Here is a 16,464-nt window from a genome sequence, read left to right as displayed (position 1 = left end):
TCGGACGGTTTGCCACGGTTTCGAGGGAGGTGCAAATAGAGCAGGTTGTTGAGTGAGTTGTTGAATACGTTGTTGAGTTTTTGTATCTAAGTGTTCGATACTTGAGGGCTTAATACCATGCTTCTCCCAATAGTCGCCGCTGACAAATTGTGACCATAGGAGGGAGTCTAAGGAGTATGACTCTTTTGGGAAAGACCAAGCAACATTTAGATCTTCTTTGATGCCGATAATAAAGACTCGTTCACGACGTTGGGGAATTCCGTAGTTGGCGGCATCTAGAAGACGAAAAATAACGTTGTATTTTACCCCATTATATTTTCCTGAGGTATGGATTTTTTCTAGCCTGATGAGGTGATCTTGCCAGAATTCTGATTCTTTACAATAAACTTCAGGGTAGGTCAGTCTTAGAAGGATGTATTCAAAATAGTTGCTAAAGGATTTTCGGAGAAGTCCTTTAACATTTTCAAAAATGAAGGCTTTGGGTGTGCAAAGGCTGATTGCTTTGCAGGCATAGGGAAACATATCACGTTGGTCGGTGTTCCCGCTGTGCTTTCCACCGATAGAAAAAGGTTGGCAGGGTGGGCCGCCGGAGATAATGTCAATATGGCCAAACTGATTAAAATCAAAGGATCTAACATCTAAATCATGAATCAGTTGGCTGGGATAGTTCTTGGCTAGCGTTTGGCAGGCATTTTTATTGATTTCAACTAGGGCTTTGTGCTGGATGCCAGCCATTTCTAGCCCTTTTGCAAGACCTCCGGCTCCTGCAAACAATTCTAGGCAAGATAATTTAGACATTTTCTTCACTGTTCAATCTAGACATGAAAGTTTCAATGTTTTTTAGCAAGTCTTCTCGGTTGGCATGAATTCCTTGGCACTTTTCTGCCCAAGGACGACCAGGATGACAAACATCCCAGTCTGATTTGGCTTGTTCGTATCGGCCTTTGCCGGGGTCATGATTACCAAAGCCGTCAATTAGGGTGTTCCAGATGGGTTGATAGGCTCTAATCAGAGCAGCTTCTACGGTGCCGATTAGGTCGCTTTCTTTGGCTTCGAGGATCATGAAGCGACAGAAGAAATCTGCTTTGTTTAGGTTTTGGGCCTGATCGATGCTGCGGCTATGTTCGTTAAGGCGACTGTTTAGCTCGTAGCTGCGGGTCTCGAATGCGGGTTGTCTCGCTTGTCGCCAGCCTTTGGGGACGGCTTTTCCGACATAGATGGGTATATTAAAGGCGGTTCTATTCATCGTATGAAATCTGGAATAGATGCCGGATTTAGCGATGCAGTATAGGGCATAAATACCTGTGCCATGAAAGCGTTCTGGGACAGGGAGAGGATGGACAGGTGTGCCGTTGAAGAAGCGGATGGTGTCTTTTATGATTTCATCAAAGTCTGGAGAAGTATAGACGTGCTGGGAGCGGTCAAATAGATTCATAAATTAGGTTTTAGCGCTTTGCCAATAATTTCCTAGGCCGTTGTAGAAAGGGGCTGGTGATGGGATGTGGGTGGTGTGGTGGGCAGTGCCCATTCTATTTGCTAAGTCATATTTGAAAGCGCGATGAAATCAGTAGCATTGACGATTTCAATAGAACCATATCTTGCTATGGATAGAAGGTGTTTATCTCCAGTGACAATGTGGGTTGTATTACCAACAACGGCGCATTCAATAACCATATCGTCATCTGGATCGGCCTCAACGACTTTTAGGGTTGTTGATATTTTGACTAATCGAGAGAAACCAGCAACTTCTTCAACGGCGGCTTGTGTCATTTCTTGAGAGAACTTGAATTTGACGATCAGTTTCTCAGCGAACTCATCTAAAATTTCTTGGCAGGTGATGGACTCGATTTTGCCAATTTTGGCAAGGGCTAGGCTGCGAAATGGGTTACTCTTTGTGGATAGCAGGGCTGAGATCAAGATGTTGGTATCGAAAACGGCTGTATATCGCACTAGTTTTCATGCACTAACTGGTCAATAAAGGTTTCTCGCTCGTCTTCGGTCATGGTGTCCCAGTTGTGGCCGCGTTCTTGGGCTACATGACGGGCTTTGTCTTCGCCATATTTTGATAGATCATCCCAGGATGGCCATTGTTGAAGCAGCAAGAACTGAAATACTTCGGTTTGCTGCTCAACGGGTAGCTGTTTGACCAGTTCTACAACTTGTTCGTTGGTGAGTGTGACGATAGGCATTGCTTACCTCATGGGCGTGATGAATAGAGGTTTATCTAGATTTTAGCTCAGGCAGGCTTGCCAATAATTTCTATGCCGTTGTAGAAAAGGGGCTGGTAATGGGATGTGGGTGGTGTGGTGGGCAGTGCTCACCCTACTTACTTACTCTCTGAATCACCTAATAAGTTCCTGAGAGGATGTTCTAAATTATTGATATCCTCCTGGATCGTTTGCCAGACGATGGATAGATTTACCTGGAAATATTCGTGGATGATGATATTCCTCATGTCGCGCATGTCGTTCCAGGGTATTTCAGGATGGGTGGATTCTAGTTCTGGGGGGATGGTGCGGGCGGCTTCGCCGATAATGGCGAGGGTATATAGTACGGCTCCGATTGTTTTGCGGTCGTTCTGAAAGTCTTCAAAAGTTAGTCCTTCTGTGAAAGATTGAATTTCTGAGATGGCAGATAAAATATCTTGAATACGATTCTGCCAATGTTTAGAAGGCACGGATTACCTCCTGGCTCACAGCTTCTTGTAAGTAGGGTTTGAGAGAGTCGGGGGTGCCTAGGTCTACGGGGCTACCTAGGATTTCTTCTAGGTAGCGTTTTAGGCGAACAAAGGTAAATAGGCCGACTGGACGATCAAATTCTACCAATAGGTCAACGTCGCTGTCGGGTCTTGCCTCGTCTCTGGCGACTGAACCGAAGATCATTAGGGATCTAACACCAAAATCTTTGAGTGACTTCTGGTGGTTTGTGAGTACCGTTATGGCTTCTTGTCGTTTCATCACGGAACCTAAAGGTTGATAACTCTCCCAACTTCAGTCTCTTTGCCAATAATTTCTTTCTATGCCGTTGTAGAAAAGGGGCTGGTACTGGGGTGTGGGTGGTGTGGAGGGTCGTGACTGCTCTGCTTTCTTGCTAGAAAATTCTGTTATTAAGTTAGTCGTTGTCTTATTTCAAGGAACCAATTTATAATTTCATTTTCAGCATCCCTTTCCCTCAACCTATCTATGTTCATTTGGCTTGCCACTTCATCATTCAGCCAAGATTTGAGAGATCTTCGCTGAATTTTAGCTTGACCATTTAGAGCACTTTTTATTTCACCCTCAACATCACACTCATCTGTGACAGAGAATGTGAAACTATTGTTGATTAGTGGTTGAAACACCTCATTTAATGCATCTATGTGCAGATAGTTTTCCATCTCTCTTTTTTGGGTCAAAAACGCTAAAGAATTATCACCCCTAGCGTTGACAATATCTGCTGAGCTTTGATACTTATAAGTGCCATCATCGCGAGGTAAGTCTCGATCATATATATGGATTTCTGGTAATCCAAGATTTTTTAGGTAGTGTTGATTAACCCACTCCTGAAGAGTGCTGCCACCAAGAACCACCAAGGCTATCCGTGGATCAGAGAAAATATCGATTACAGATAAATCTTGTTCTAAAAGTATTGAGTTAATTCTTCTTAGGAATTGTAAATCATGCGGCCCCTCAACACAAACTAAAACTTGTGCTCTTCTGTCTGGCACAATTCCAAGATCAGATGCAACTCTAGAAAATACTTCATCACTTCCAGAACTGATTAGTCTATCCCCACAATTCTGCCTTTCAATGTAACGAATTGAATCTACAGGTAAAAGAGAAGCCAATGCAGGTACGTGAGTAGTGAGTAAAACTTGACATCCATCAACTTCTGAGATTGAAGATAAAGCCTCAATTACTTTCCTTTGATTGTTAGGATGTTGAGCAGTCTCTGGCTCTTCTACAGCATAGATAATATTTCCTTTATTATTTTCTTCTCTTAGTCTTTCTGCTTCGGCCCGAAAAAAGCTAAACAACACTAGCCTACGCACACCACTACCGCGTTTGTTTATAGGAATGTCATTATCATCAGTAAGTGCTAACTTGAAGAGACTATCCCACTTAGGATCTGTCCTAAAGAATGGATTCAGTTGAGATGCAAGTGCATCATCAAAATCTGATAGTTTTGCTAGAGTTCTATTAGCAACTTCAATTGCACGAGCCTTGACTTTTTCCTTTACAACATCAAGCTCTTGCTGAACTTCTTGAATTGCTTGCCTTATAGCAATTTTCAAAGGATCTTGCACTTCTGTATCCTCATCCGTAGAAGGACGATCAGCTCTAAATAAAGCATATTCTGGCAAGTAATTAGAAATTTTATCCCAGATGTGTTTTGCATCCTCTTTGTCTAGCTTAACTTCAGTTTCCCGGAGTTCTAAGTCACTGTATGCTTGCCAGATCGCCTGCCTTAAAGCCGCATTTGAGCGATTATCTACGTCATCACCTAGAGAGAGAGATTTAGCTATTCTTTTGAGATCAGAGTTCTTCTTAGCCAAGAGATCTTTGCAATCGCTAGCCGTGGGATGATTTGCAATGGCTACTATTTTTGATTTCCTGCTTAATCCTGATGAGCAGTCATATATTTTATGGATTTCCAAGTCTCCATTTGAATTTAATAGATATTCATTGGCTAGAGATGTTCTGGAAGCTGAGTCTATAATGATTTGGTCTGGGAGGCTAGTAAAGACACAGCCAATACGAATTTCACAAGCATCATCAGCATGAACACACAGGTCATTTTCATCAATCTTTCCTAAAGGATGATCAAAGAAAATTGCTAAAGCATCAAAAATTGATGATTTCCCTGCGTCATTTTTGCCAATAAAGGCAGTCAATCTCTCTGTAGAAATCCGGCATTCACCCTTGTATCCTCTAAAATTTTTCAGAACAACTTCTTTGAGAAACATTCTTGAAACCTTGAACGAAAATATGTCTGTGACTTGCTTGATGACTGAACAATAATTTTTCCCTAATTTATTGCTACAGCCCTTGAGATCTTAGGCTAGGAACATTTCCTCTAAGATCCCAAAGTAAGCTTGTAGCCAAAAGATACAGGGCTAAGCTTTTAGTCACTTAAAATACATTGACTAGATTGATCTAAAAGCCTTTCAGCAAGAGCTTCAGAGAAAGCCATCATGCAGTTTAAATGTGCATCAGCTTGACCTACCGATACACCTCCCGAATCACACCCCCATCGGCGGCGACGAGTTGTACATGGAGGGGCATTTGCCCTGCGGCGTGGGTGGAGCAGGAGAGGCAGGGGTCGTAGCAGCGGATTCCGGCTTCGACGCGGTTGAGGAAGCCTTCGGGGATGTCTTCGCTGTGGATGTAGTGTTTGGCGATTTGGGTGACGGTTTTGTTCATGGCCAGGTTGTTTTGGCCCGTGGCGATGATTAGGTTCACCTTTTGGATGAGGCCGTTGTCGTCTACTTTGTAGTGGTGGAAGAGGGTGCCACGGGGGGCTTCGCTAACGCCGACCGCTTCTAGGGCATTCACTCCGGCGTGGGCACGGACGCGCTTGGAGAGGATATCGGGGTCATCCATGAGGATTTGGATGTGCTCTAGGCAGGCGAGGATTTCGACGAGGCGGGCGTAGTGGTAGAGGAAGGAGGAGGTGGGCACGCCGCCTGCGTAGTCGCGCAGGTTTTGCAGTTCGGCGTCGGCTTGGGGGGTGCCGATGCGGTCGCAGACGTTGAGCCGTGCCAGGGGGCCGACGCGGTAGATGCCGTCGGGGTAGCCCATCGGCTTGTAGTAGGGGAATTTGAGGTACGACCAGTTTTCGACCGCTTCGCCGAGAAAGGTTTGATAGTCGTCTTCGCTGAGGCCATCGGCGACGATGTTGCCGCTGCTGTCGGAGAAGCGCAGGTGGCCGTCGTAGTGCTCCCAGAGGCCATCTTTGCCAACTAGGCCCATGAACAGGGAGGGAAATTCGCCAAAAATGCCCACTTCTTCCTGCATGGGGCCGCTGATTAGCCCTTTGAAGATATCGAGGGCTTTGCGGATGGTGGCGAAGGATTCGGGCAGGCGGTCTACGATCCAGGCGCGGCCTTCTTCACTGAGGGGTTCGCGGACGCCACCGGGCACCGTCCAGGCGGCGTGGATTTTGCGGCCACCGAGGATTTCGATCACTTTTTGGCCAAACTGGCGCAGGCGAATTCCGGCGCGGGCCAGGTCGGGGTCGGCGGCGATGAGGCCAAAGACGTTGCGTTTGGCGGGGTCGCTATCCCAGCCCAGCAAAAAGTCGGGGCTGCTGAGGTGGAAGAAGGAGAGGGCGTGGGACTGGGTGATCTGGCCTAGGTTCATCAGGCGGCGCAGCTTATCGGCGGTTTCGGGAATTTTCACCGATAGGATTTTGTCGCCCGTTTTGGCGGAGCAAATCAGGTGGCTGACGGGGCAAATGCCGCAGATGCGGGCGGTGATGCCTGCCATTTCGGTGTAGGGACGGCCCTCGCAGAACTTTTCAAACCCCCGATATTCCACCACATGGAACTGGGCATTGGAGACGTTGCCCGCATCATCCAAGAAGACCGAAATTTTGGCGTGGCCTTCGATGCGGGTGACGGGGTCGATAACTACGGTTTTTGCCATGGTGGGGTCTCCGGGGAGGGTGAAAGGTGGGTTGTGGCCCTGACGCTGTGGGCCAGATCCTCGGAAGCCCTCACCCTAGCCCTCTCCCACGGGGAGAGGGAACCGGAGGTACAGAAACCACATCTCACAGAGAGAGGGAACCGGAGGGATGGATTTGGCTCGGCTCCCCTCTCCTCCCTGGGAGAGGGGTTGGGGGTGAGGGCTTTCCGAGGCTTGGGGGCAAGGGCCAGATCAACCAGGGGTAAAAGGGTGGGTTTATCGGGCATCCAGATATCACACTGTGCCCGATAAACCTGGGGGCTTAGCTGTCGTACATCAAGCCCTCGATGGCTTCGGGGTTTTCTTCGAGGTACTTATCAAAGCCGGTTTGCTTGGGCTTTTGGTGTTGGTGAGACACTTCGGCGCGCATTTCTTCGACGGCATCCCAGGCGGCGGCGGCTTCGGGGGAGGTTTCGCCCTTCTCAGCCGTTACTTGGTGGGCATAGTCGATGGCTTTTTGCAGCTCTTCATTGAACTCTTTGCTGTCAACGCTCATGGTTGTTCCTCCTAATCGAACTATCCGAATTTAATCATTTCGCGTCCTGCCATGTTGGGTTGTTGCCCTTGTAGCAGCGGTTCAATGGTAGCCCGGATGCGATCAGCAGAGGGAGGACAACCGGGCATAAAGATATCCACGGGCACGATTTCGTGGACGGGGGTAACCCGATCCATCAGCTCTGGCACGATGCCGGGAGCGTGGGGAAGCTGGGCGTTTTCGTCCGCCAGTTCTAGGTAGCCGCGTTTGAGGACACCCTCGGCACTATTGCGGAGCATATTCCGCATGGCGGGCACGTTGGCGGTAACGGCGCAGTCGCCAAAGGAGATCAGCAGCTTGGTTTTGCGGCGTACTTCGTGGATCAGCTCTAGGTTGTCTTCGTTGGCGACGGCCCCTTCCACCAGGCACACATCCACGTTGTCGGGATACTCCTTCAGGTCGCAGCCCACGGGGCTATAGACCACCTCCACTAGGTCGGCCAGGTCGATTAAAAACTCATCCAAATCCAAAAACGACATGTGGCAGCCCGAACAACCCGCCAGCCATACCGTGGCAAATCTTATCTTGTCCATTGATGCTTCTCCCGTGCGGTGGATAGAAATTCGAGCTTGTCGGCGTCGGCCTGTTTTTCGCCCGTGGTGCTGCCTTGTTTGAAGATGGCTCCGGTCGGGCAGGCATCTACGCATTTGCCACAGGAGGTACAGGCGTCTACCTCGCCCCAGGGTTGATCTAACCCGGAGACAATGTAACAAGCCGCGCCGCGATTGCCCACATCCCAAACGTGGGCACCCTCCACCTCGTCGCACACCCGAACGCAGCGGGTACAGAGGATGCAGCGGTTGTGGTCGATGCCAAACAGGGGATGGGAGAGATCCACGCCCCGATCCGGGAAACGGTAGGGGAAACGGCTGTGATCCATGCCCACCTCGATGGCCACATCCTGCAATTCGCAGTTGCCATTGGCCACGCAGATGGAGCAAACGTGGTTGCCCTCGGCGAAGATCAGCTCCACCGTCATGCGCCGATACTCTTGCAGCTTGGGCGTTTGGGTGTGGATCACCATGCCCTCCCACACCTCGGTGACACAGGCGGGCAGCATTTTGTTCATGCCCTCAATTTCCACCAGGCACAGGCGACAGGCCCCCACGGGGGTGACTCCCTCTAGGTGGCAAAGTTTGGGGATGGGCACCCCCGCTTCCTTGGCCGCATCCAGAATGCTGGTGCCTGCCTCTACGGCAATGTCTTTGCCATCAATATTTAGGGTGTTTACGGCCATGGTTATTCTCCTTCGCCAGTACAAACCAAAACTAACTGCCCCGCCACCGCTCCCCGGTCGAGCAACTGGTGAGCGGTCACGGCCTGCCGCAGGGGCAACCGCTGAGCAATTACCGGACGAATCTGCCCCGCCCCCAGCCAGTCGAGCAGCAGGGCGAGATCCTGCTTAAACCAGTCAGGGTGGGCCTGCTTCAGCCCGGTAATGCTGTAGAACGAAACCTGTTTGCCGTCAGGCCACAGTTTCAGCGCCATCATCAGCCCAAAGGTGGCGGCAAAGGCCAGTTGACGCTGCCGACTCTGCATCGCTGCCGAAAAGCCGTAGCACACCAACCGTCCCCCAGGGGCCAGGGCGTTGTAGGACGGTCGCAGATGCCCGCCGCCAATACCGTCAAACACCGCATCCACGCCGGACTTTTTGCCGTTCCCGGTGCCGGATGCAGTCAGGGCATGGACTCGCTCAACAAAGTCCTCCCGCTGGTAGTCGATGGGAGTGCCGCCCAACCGTCGCACCAAGTCATGCTTGGCCGTAGAGGCGGTGCCGTACATCTCTAGCCCTAGGATTTGGCCGATTTCTAGCAAGGCCGTCCCCACGCCGCCCCCGGCCCCGTGGATTAGCACCCGCTGCCCCGGTTGCAACTTGGCGACTCGGTGGATGAGCTGATACGCCGTGACGTATTGCAGCACCAGACAGGCCGCTTCGTTGGCATCCACCCCGTCGGGCAGGGGCACCAGTTCATCCGCCGCCACACAGAGGTATTCGCTATAGCCCCCGGTGACGGTGAGGGCGACGACCCGTTGACCGAGGGCAAACCCGGTGACGGATTCCCCCAGTTGGTCAACTTCGCCCACCACCTCGTAACCGGGCGAAAAGGGCGGCTTGGGAATACCGGGATACATCCCTTCCCGAATCAGCACATCCGTATAGGCCGCACCGACAGCGAGAACCCGCAGCCGCACCTGGTCGGGATTTGGGAAGGGCAATTCTGCCTCTTCCACCAGTTGCAGCACCTCGGCATGGCCGTGGCGGGGGATGATCACACGCTGATAACTCATGGCGACCTCCTGGGGCAAACTGCCGTTTGGCGTAGGTTGGCCCTCACCCTAAATCCTTCTCCCAAGGTGGGAGAGAGACTTTGAAGGCAGCTTCCGGCCCCCCTCTCCTGACCGGGAGAGGGGCTGGGGTGTAGCTTGCTTCCCGCAGGGTGGGCCAAGCCAAGGATCACAGACATCATGCGTTCACCTCTTGGGGGGCGGTTTTGCCGTTGAGGTCGCTGAGGTATTCCGGTTCGATCAGCAGTTCTTCGTACTCTTCCCGGAAGTATTTCAGGGTGCTGAGGACGGGGTTGGGTGCGGTTTGGCCCAGGCCGCAGAGGCTGGTGTCGCGCACCATTTCGCAGAGGGCTTCCATTTTGGCCAGGTCGTCCTTGGTGGCTTGGCGCTTGAGGATTTTGGACAGCATGGCGTAGAGCTGCACCGTGCCCGTGCGACAGGGGACGCACTTCCCGCAGGTTTCCCCTCGGCAGAACTCCATATAAAACTGGGAAATGCCGACCATGCTGGTGGAGTCGTCCATCACCACCATGCCGCCGGAACCCATCATGGAGCCCACCTTGCGGAGGGAATCGTAGTCCACCGGGGTATCTAGCATGGATTTGGGGATACAGCCGCCGGAGGGGCCACCCGTCTGCACGGCCTTCACCTCGCCATCGGGGACGCCGCCGCCCATTTCTTCGACAATTTGGTGGAGGGTGATGCCCATGGGCACTTCGATTAGGCCGTTGTTGCGAATTTTGCCCGTTAGCGCAAAGATTTTGGTGCCCTTGCTGTTTTCGGTGCCGATGCTGGAATACCAGTCGGCCCCGTTGCGGATGATGGCCGTAATGTTGGCCAGGGTTTCCACGTTGTTGATCAGCGTTGGGCAGCCATACAGCCCCTTTTGGGCCGGGTAGGGAGGCCGAGGAATGGGGTTGCCGCGCCCGCCTTCGATGGACTGGATCAGCGCCGTTTCTTCGCCGCACACAAAGGCCCCGGCCCCAATGCGGATGTCGATTTTGAAGTCAAAGGCCGAATCGAAAATTTGGCTGCCCAACAGGCCGTACTTTTTGGCCTGCTGAATGCCTTTCTGCAACCGAGCAATGGCCAGAGGATATTCCGCCCGCACGTAGATGTAGCCGTGGTTGGCCCCCACCGCATAGCCCGCAATCGCCATGCCTTCTAGGACAAGGTGGGGATCGCTTTCTAGGATGCTGCGATCCATAAACGCCCCCGGATCGCCCTCATCGCCGTTGCAGATGATGTACTTTTGGCCTTCGGGCATTTTCGCCACCGTGGCCCACTTCAGCCCGGTGGGATAGCCGCCGCCACCCCTCCCCCGCAGGCCACTTTTAGAAATTTGATCCACCACCTCGGCGGGGGTCATTTCGTAAATCGCCTTGTGTAGCGATTCGTAGCCGCCCACCGCGATGTATTCCTCGATGCGTTCCGGGTCAATTTTGCCGCTATACTCGCGCACCACCCGCATTTGCCGCGCAAAGAAGGGATGGTTCACATCCCCCTGGATGGGCTGAGCCGTGCCGCCATCCATCGCCTCAATGATGCTGGCCGCTTGGTCGGGGGTGACTTCCTCATACAGCAACTCGTCAGGATCGACCTGCACCAGCGGGCCACGGCCACAAAAGCCCATGCAGCCCACTCCCACCACCTCCACCCGATCCTCCAGGTGATGATCCGTCACCGCCTGCTTCAAATTGCCGTAGATGCCCATGGCATCCGCCGCCCGACACCCCGTCGAGGTACAGCAATGCACCCGCACGGGCTTCTGGCGTTCCTGTTCCGCCTTGGCGACGGTTTTGAGTTCTTGTAAATCCATAATGTGTCTCCTGTAGGAGGGATGGGGAGGATGGGGAGATGGAGAGAGTTCTGACCTTTGCCTTTTGCCCTTTGCCTTTCGACCTCAACCGCGTTCGGTCACGTCCAAAACTCAGGCTTCAAAGGCTTTTATCCTTCCCCTTCCCAAACTTTGACCTTGGCGACGGCCTCCTCCGGGGAGAGCTTGCCGCCCACGGTGCCGTCAAACACCACGGCGGGGGCAATGCCACAGGCTCCCAGGCAGCGAGCCGCCATTAGGGACACCTTGCCGTCGGGGGTGGTTTCCCCCAGTTCAATGCCCAGTTCCGCTTGTAGTTTTTCCACCACCTTGTCGCCGCCCTTCACGTAGCAGGCCGTCCCCATGCAGACCACGCAGGTGTGGGCACCGCTGGGCTTGAGGGAGAACAGATGGTAAAACGTGGCGACGCCATAGACCTTGCTGAGGGGAAGTTTTAGGCCGTGGGCGACGTACTTCAGCACGTCTTCTTCCAAGAAACCAAAGGCTTCCTGGGCGATGTGGAGCACCTCAATCAGCGCATCGGGGGCATACTGCTGCCGCTTCATGGTGATGTCGAGGCGTTTGAAGCGCAGATCGGGCTTGGCAGCTTTTTCCTTTTTGGCGGCGGGCTCAACGGTGGACGTAGTAGCGGTGGGTGACATGGCACAACCCTTTAGAGAAACCAGTTGTAGCCCTAGAAAGCACTACAACCAAAGCAGGAAGTTCGTTGAGATAATCCGAACTCATATTCAAAATAAACGATGTTTAACAGAAAACAATTTAAGAGAATCTTATGATTTCATTGAGGCTAATGAGAAATGAAGAGCGCCCAGGAATTAGGATAGATTCAAGCACTTCAGTGGATAGTACCGTATCGAAAAAATCCTGTAAGCCTCTGCTCTCTGAGCCATGGGCCGACTCTATTCTCAGCATTCGTCTTTAACAACACAGCCCTTTCTAAAAGGCGATTATTCCTCATCTAGGCTCTAGTTTCACGGTATCTGATCCCCCCCGAAAAGCAGGGATCTGTTTACAGATCGATACGGGCACATCTAGGGATTGGGATCATCAAAATAATGGGAAAACAAGGGGATCTCGATATCTCTTTAGAAGACTTTGCGCGATGTTACCTAGAGACACCAACCGTTACACGGGGTACGACCTTCGTGCTGACTAGGGCAGGATGGCCGTTGCGCCCCTACAATGGGCCTATTCCGTGGAGGGAGGGCCGCAAGGCATGGCAGAAATGGGGGTTCCGTTGCGTTGCCACCTGTTGATTGGGCCACCGGGAAGCGGCAAAAGCACCCTGGCCCAGCGGATGCAGGCGGGGTTACCCCACCGTTGCCTTGTGTCTACCGACCAGATTCGTCAGGATCTCTACGGCAACGCGGCGGAGCAGGGATCGTGGCCGGAGATTGAGGCAGAGGTGATCCGGCGGATTGGTCAGGGGGTGGAGCAGGGGCAGAGTGTGATTTACGATGCCACCAATACCCAGCGATCTTGGCGGATCGCGCTGTTGCGGCGGCTAGCACCCTTGGGGGCCGACTGGATCGGCTGGTATTTGACCACGCCCTTGGCCACCTGCCACCAGTGGAACCAAAGCCGGGAACGCCAGGTGCCCGCAGGGGTGATTGATGCAGCCCATGCGGCGCTACGGCAATGTCCACCCCTACCATCAGAGGGATTTTGGGCGGTGTATGCCCTCGAAGCCGAGGCCAACGCTGACCAGGTGGAAGGGCGGTTAAGGGATCTAGAACGACGATAGAAGACTTAAATCGCCACCCTCCAAGGGCGGAGTAAGGGGAACGTCGTCAGGAATGCCCTCCTCCAATTCCCGCAGGATGGGTGGGGCGGGGGCGGGTTCTTCTCGGAAAATGGCGGACAGCACATCGGGCAGGGTGGGGGCCATGGCGATGCGGTTTTTATAGACCATGATCACCCGCGTCAGAGCAGGTAGTTGGTTTTGATCGGCCACTAGGTAGAGGGGTTCGACGTAAATGAGGGACTGCTCGATGGGGATAACGAGCAAATTACCCTGCTGCGCCCGTGAACCCTGGGTATCCCACAGAGAAATGCGCTGGGAAATTTCCGGGTCTTGGTTGATGCGGGCCTCGATTTGCTCTGGGCCAAAGACGAGTTCCTGCTTAGGAAAGCGGTAGAGCAACCGTCGCCCGTAGCGTTCGCCATCCGACCGGGCCGCCAGCCAAGCAATTAGGTTATTGCGCTGGGCCGGGGTGAACAGCCGCAACAGGATAAATTCTTCGCTCTCCTCCTGGGGCAACTTCATGATCAGGTAGTAGGGCTCCACCCGCTGGGTTTCGCGGGCGTAAATTTCCGTGGGGGCGCGCCACTGATCTTCCCGGTTGTAGAACACCTGGGGGTCGGTCATGTGGTAGGTCATCAGGGCATCCGCCTGCACCGAGAACAGATCCTGGGGGTAGCGAATGTGGGCGCGTAGGTCGTCGGGCATGGCGGTGAGGGGTTCAAACATGCCGGGAACAAGGCCGCTCCAAGCTTGGATGATGGGGTCTTTGGGTTCTGACACAAAGAAGGCCACGGATCCATTAAAGGCATCCACCACCACCTTGACGGAGTTGCGGATGTAGTTGAAGTTGTTGTCGCCCGGATCGGAGTAGGGGTAGCGACTGCTGACGGTGTAGGCGTCGATCACCCAATACAGGTAGTTTTCTCCGGTTTGGGTGTTGAAGTTAGCCGCGATGAAACCCGGATCGCGGTCGCCAAACACCTGTAGATTCACCCGTTCCGGTGGGGCGCTGCCGTGGCCGTCTCCGGTGCCCCATTGGCGGGAGTGGTCGCCAATGTCCACCGTCACCAGGTAGGGGTCGGTGTCAAACCGCAGGAAGGGGGCAATGGCCCGCACTCGCTCGGCAATGTTGCGGCGAAACAGCAGCCGGGTATCCGGGGTGAAGTCTTCGGTGAACAGCATCCGCCAGTCCTTGAGGTGGCGGGCAAACAGCAGCCGTCGCCAGGGATGATCCAGCGGAATACCGCCCCGGCCCAGGTAGGTGGTGTAGATGTTTTCGTTGCCGCTGGGGTAGTCCAGCTCTAGCACCTTCGTGTTGGTCATGATGAAGGTGTCGGTGAGTTCCCCGAAGTACAGACGGGGATCGCCGATGGGGATACTCTGGCGCACCTCCTCGCTGCTAGGGGTGTTCTCGATGCCGCGCACAAAGTAGGTGGGCAGGCCATCGGGGCCAGCGGTGTTGACCGGGCTCAGGGTGAAGCCAAAGCCGTGGGTGTAGACCAGGTGCTCGTTCACCCAGGTTTTGGCGATTTCCGGCACCCGTTCGTAGTTGAGTTCCCGCGCCGAAATCATCACCTGCCGCCGTTCCGAGCGTCGCTCTTGGTTGAGGATGTTGTAGCGGTCGAAGTCGGCGTCTTTAAATTCGTAGTACAGGCGGATTTGCTGGAGTTGGCGATTACTGTCTAACAAGGGACGCGGATCCCATAGGCGAATATTTTCCAGGGTGAGATCGTTGCGCTCCAGATCCTCCACCGTCAGATCGCCACTGGGGTCAAAGGGCTCCGAATCAATCGCCTCCAGGTCAAAGGCGGCTCGCGTCAGGGCAATGGAATTGATGATGTAGGGCCGCTCCCGCTGAAGTTCGTTGGGCTGCACCACCAGCCGCTGCACCACTGCCGGGGCCAACACCAACCCCAGCAGGGCCAGCACCAGGTAAAGACAAATCCCGTTCACCAGCAAACTGGTGCAGCCTAGATCAAACCAGCCCCAGATGCGACTTTGCCGCCGCGACACCTTCCCCATGGGGTTGAAGTAGCTGGGTCGCCACAGCAGCCCCCGCCACAGAAACACCAGCCCAAAGGCCAGCGCCAGCAAGGCCAGCCCCCAGTTCATGGGCAGCAGCACATGGATGTGGGTATAGCCCGCCCCATAGACCACCCCCTCCTGGGAGTAGAGGATGTCGTAGCGGCCCAGCCAGTGGCTAACGCTGGTGATTAAAAACAGCAGCCCCGCCAGGGTATAAAGATGCTGTTGTTGAGAGGCCGAAAATCCGTAGAACCGCCCCCGGCTGAGGGTGCCCCCCCGCAGGAGGTAGACCAAACAGACCACCACAAAGGTGAAAAAGAGGACACCAATCAGCCAAAATTCCAACAAATTTAGCAATGGCAATTGGAAGATATAAAAGCCGATGTCTCGCTGAAAAATGGGTTCTGTTTCGTTGAAGGCTACCGGATTCAAGGCCAGCAGCACCGTGGGCCACTGTTTGGCCAAAATTAGCCCAAAGCCCAGGCTCATCAGTGCCGCCGCCAGCCGCCCCAACTGCCGAGGGTAGACCACAAAGGCCACCGTGCTCATCCCTAAGGCCCCAATCAACCAGGGCTGATTCCGCAAAATTTGCACCACCACCCGAAACACTTGCAGTTTGGGCCACAGGGGCAGTGGGGCAGTGGACTCGTAGAGCGTGGTGGTTTCGCGCCAAAAATTCGCCGCCAGTTGCCCCTGGTAGACCAACTGCGCCCCCACCAAAAAACTGAGCAGCCCCGCCAGCAACAGCACCCCCCGCAGGGATAACCCCTGGGTTTTCGAGACCCGTTCTGAGGGCGACGGCAGGGGCGTAGTACGGTCGGCCAGGGCTAGGTTGCCCCAGGTAAACACCAGCGTCAGACCAATAGGAACCAGCCCCAGCAGCAGTTGAGACCGCAGCCGCAGCCAAAACACATCAACGTAATTCACCTCCACAAACCACAGACGCTCCGCCAGTAGGTGAACCCCAGCATCGGCCAGTAACAGCCCCGCCACGGCCAGCACACACCACAGCCAATGGGTTAACAGCCAGTATTTTGCATCCTTAATCATCGGTTTCAGGCGGTGGAGGGCGGGGTCTGCCCAAATTCTATCGCCCCGGCCCCCGTCCGTTCAGGGGGATACCTGGGTAGATGACCTACCCCATGGGCACCGCTGGCAGTTGCGCAAGGGTCGGATGACCGCCCTGGGGAGGGGATAGCGTATAATCGGCATGGCTAAAGAAGCACCGATTCTAGAATGCCGTGCATCACCGATTTGCCAGCAATCCAAACAACAGGTCACGCCATCAAAATAGCACCTTGCGCTGACATTGAGTAATGCTAGTACAGCCTACATTGACGATAGGTTTCATCATCGGTTAATCATGGGATGG

At 53.7% G+C, this 16,464-nt stretch carries 16 protein-coding genes; 1 reads left to right on the top strand and 15 read right to left on the bottom strand.

The features are described 5' to 3' along the window. The 14 genes from H6G62_RS12750 to hoxE form a co-directional block, all read right to left on the bottom strand. The coding region (locus H6G62_RS12750; RefSeq protein WP_190495665.1) for a DNA cytosine methyltransferase at window positions 1–798 on the bottom strand (798 nt) is incomplete at its 3' end. Beyond that, the gene (locus H6G62_RS12745; RefSeq protein WP_190495664.1) at window positions 791–1,435 is read right to left on the bottom strand and encodes an Eco29kI family restriction endonuclease; all 645 of its coding nucleotides are present in this window, start codon (window positions 1,433–1,435) and stop codon (window positions 791–793) included. The genes H6G62_RS12745 and H6G62_RS12750, both read right to left, overlap by 8 nt. Before the next feature lie 101 nt (window positions 1,436–1,536). Then, window positions 1,537–1,950: a putative toxin-antitoxin system toxin component, PIN family gene (locus H6G62_RS12740; RefSeq protein WP_190495663.1), complete on the bottom strand. Its 414-nt coding sequence runs from the start codon at window positions 1,948–1,950 to the stop codon at window positions 1,537–1,539. Beyond that, complete coding sequence (locus H6G62_RS12735; RefSeq protein ID WP_190495662.1) at window positions 1,950–2,189, bottom strand: hypothetical protein; 240 nt, start codon at window positions 2,187–2,189, stop codon at window positions 1,950–1,952. Before H6G62_RS12735 ends, H6G62_RS12740 begins: the two co-directional genes overlap by 1 nt. Window positions 2,190–2,326: 137 nt before the next feature. Next, window positions 2,327–2,677, bottom strand: coding sequence for a HepT-like ribonuclease domain-containing protein (locus H6G62_RS12730; RefSeq protein WP_190495661.1), 351 nt, complete (start codon window positions 2,675–2,677; stop codon window positions 2,327–2,329). Continuing rightward, the gene (locus H6G62_RS12725; protein WP_190495660.1) at window positions 2,667–2,957 is read right to left on the bottom strand and encodes a nucleotidyltransferase family protein; all 291 of its coding nucleotides are present in this window, start codon (window positions 2,955–2,957) and stop codon (window positions 2,667–2,669) included. The genes H6G62_RS12730 and H6G62_RS12725 overlap by 11 nt, the downstream gene beginning before the upstream one ends. A gap of 149 nt (window positions 2,958–3,106) precedes the next feature. Continuing rightward, window positions 3,107–4,945, bottom strand: a complete 1,839-nt coding sequence (locus H6G62_RS12720) for an ATP-binding protein (protein WP_190495659.1) — start codon at window positions 4,943–4,945, stop codon at window positions 3,107–3,109. A 256-nt stretch (window positions 4,946–5,201) separates the two neighbouring features. Then, window positions 5,202–6,626, bottom strand: a complete 1,425-nt coding sequence (locus H6G62_RS12715; RefSeq protein WP_190495658.1) for a Ni/Fe hydrogenase subunit alpha — start codon at window positions 6,624–6,626, stop codon at window positions 5,202–5,204. A 301-nt stretch (window positions 6,627–6,927) separates the two neighbouring features. Continuing rightward, complete coding sequence (locus H6G62_RS12710) at window positions 6,928–7,161, bottom strand: Calvin cycle protein CP12 (protein ID WP_190495657.1); 234 nt, start codon at window positions 7,159–7,161, stop codon at window positions 6,928–6,930. A gap of 20 nt (window positions 7,162–7,181) precedes the next feature. After that, a complete protein-coding gene (locus tag H6G62_RS12705; protein WP_190495656.1) occupies window positions 7,182–7,733 on the bottom strand; it encodes an oxidoreductase in 552 nt (183 codons plus the stop codon). Continuing rightward, window positions 7,721–8,437 carry a bidirectional hydrogenase complex protein HoxU gene (hoxU, locus tag H6G62_RS12700; RefSeq protein WP_190495655.1) on the bottom strand — a complete coding sequence of 239 codons (717 nt, stop codon included), beginning with the start codon at window positions 8,435–8,437 and terminating at the stop codon, window positions 7,721–7,723. The genes H6G62_RS12705 and hoxU overlap by 13 nt, the downstream gene beginning before the upstream one ends. A gap of 2 nt (window positions 8,438–8,439) precedes the next feature. Beyond that, window positions 8,440–9,489 (bottom strand): medium chain dehydrogenase/reductase family protein, encoded by a 1,050-nt coding sequence (locus H6G62_RS12695; protein ID WP_190495654.1) that lies wholly within the window; start codon window positions 9,487–9,489, stop codon window positions 8,440–8,442. A gap of 175 nt (window positions 9,490–9,664) precedes the next feature. Then, window positions 9,665–11,305 (bottom strand): NuoF family protein, encoded by a 1,641-nt coding sequence (locus H6G62_RS12690; protein ID WP_190495652.1) that lies wholly within the window; start codon window positions 11,303–11,305, stop codon window positions 9,665–9,667. Between the two features lie 128 nt (window positions 11,306–11,433). Next, window positions 11,434–11,964, bottom strand: a complete 531-nt coding sequence (gene hoxE, locus H6G62_RS12685) for a bidirectional hydrogenase complex protein HoxE (protein ID WP_190495650.1) — start codon at window positions 11,962–11,964, stop codon at window positions 11,434–11,436. A 521-nt stretch (window positions 11,965–12,485) separates the two neighbouring features. Here hoxE and H6G62_RS12680 point away from each other — a divergent pair. Beyond that, on the top strand, window positions 12,486–13,067 hold the full coding sequence (locus H6G62_RS12680; protein WP_190495648.1) for an AAA family ATPase: 582 nt from the start codon (window positions 12,486–12,488) through the stop codon (window positions 13,065–13,067). Here the strand turns inward: H6G62_RS12680 and H6G62_RS12675 are convergent. Then, window positions 13,053–16,142 (bottom strand): UPF0182 family protein, encoded by a 3,090-nt coding sequence (locus H6G62_RS12675; RefSeq protein WP_190495646.1) that lies wholly within the window; start codon window positions 16,140–16,142, stop codon window positions 13,053–13,055. The genes H6G62_RS12680 and H6G62_RS12675 overlap by 15 nt on opposite strands. Window positions 16,143–16,464: the final 322 nt, after the last annotated feature.

This window comes from Phormidium sp. FACHB-1136 (assembly GCF_014697375.1).
In the GTDB taxonomy this organism is placed as follows: domain Bacteria; phylum Cyanobacteriota; class Cyanobacteriia; order Phormidesmidales; family Phormidesmidaceae; genus Nodosilinea.
Note: the sequence above shows the minus strand (reverse complement) of the source record. Positions and strands in the feature narration are given on the sequence as shown.

Coding starts and splice junctions, on each gene's coding strand:
- H6G62_RS12745 (WP_190495664.1), bottom strand. CDS start 1,435: ATGAATCTATTTGACCGCTCCCAGCACGTCTATACTTCTCCAGACTTT.
- H6G62_RS12735 (WP_190495662.1), bottom strand. CDS start 2,189: ATGCCTATCGTCACACTCACCAACGAACAAGTTGTAGAACTGGTCAAA.
- H6G62_RS12725 (WP_190495660.1), bottom strand. CDS start 2,957: ATGAAACGACAAGAAGCCATAACGGTACTCACAAACCACCAGAAGTCA.
- H6G62_RS12720 (WP_190495659.1), bottom strand. CDS start 4,945: ATGTTTCTCAAAGAAGTTGTTCTGAAAAATTTTAGAGGATACAAGGGT.
- H6G62_RS12715 (WP_190495658.1), bottom strand. CDS start 6,626: ATGGCAAAAACCGTAGTTATCGACCCCGTCACCCGCATCGAAGGCCAC.
- H6G62_RS12710 (WP_190495657.1), bottom strand. CDS start 7,161: ATGAGCGTTGACAGCAAAGAGTTCAATGAAGAGCTGCAAAAAGCCATC.
- H6G62_RS12705 (WP_190495656.1), bottom strand. CDS start 7,733: ATGGACAAGATAAGATTTGCCACGGTATGGCTGGCGGGTTGTTCGGGC.
- hoxU (WP_190495655.1), bottom strand. CDS start 8,437: ATGGCCGTAAACACCCTAAATATTGATGGCAAAGACATTGCCGTAGAG.
- H6G62_RS12695 (WP_190495654.1), bottom strand. CDS start 9,489: ATGAGTTATCAGCGTGTGATCATCCCCCGCCACGGCCATGCCGAGGTG.
- H6G62_RS12690 (WP_190495652.1), bottom strand. CDS start 11,305: ATGGATTTACAAGAACTCAAAACCGTCGCCAAGGCGGAACAGGAACGC.
- hoxE (WP_190495650.1), bottom strand. CDS start 11,964: ATGTCACCCACCGCTACTACGTCCACCGTTGAGCCCGCCGCCAAAAAG.
- H6G62_RS12680 (WP_190495648.1), top strand. CDS start 12,486: ATGGCCGTTGCGCCCCTACAATGGGCCTATTCCGTGGAGGGAGGGCCG.
- H6G62_RS12675 (WP_190495646.1), bottom strand. CDS start 16,142: ATGATTAAGGATGCAAAATACTGGCTGTTAACCCATTGGCTGTGGTGT.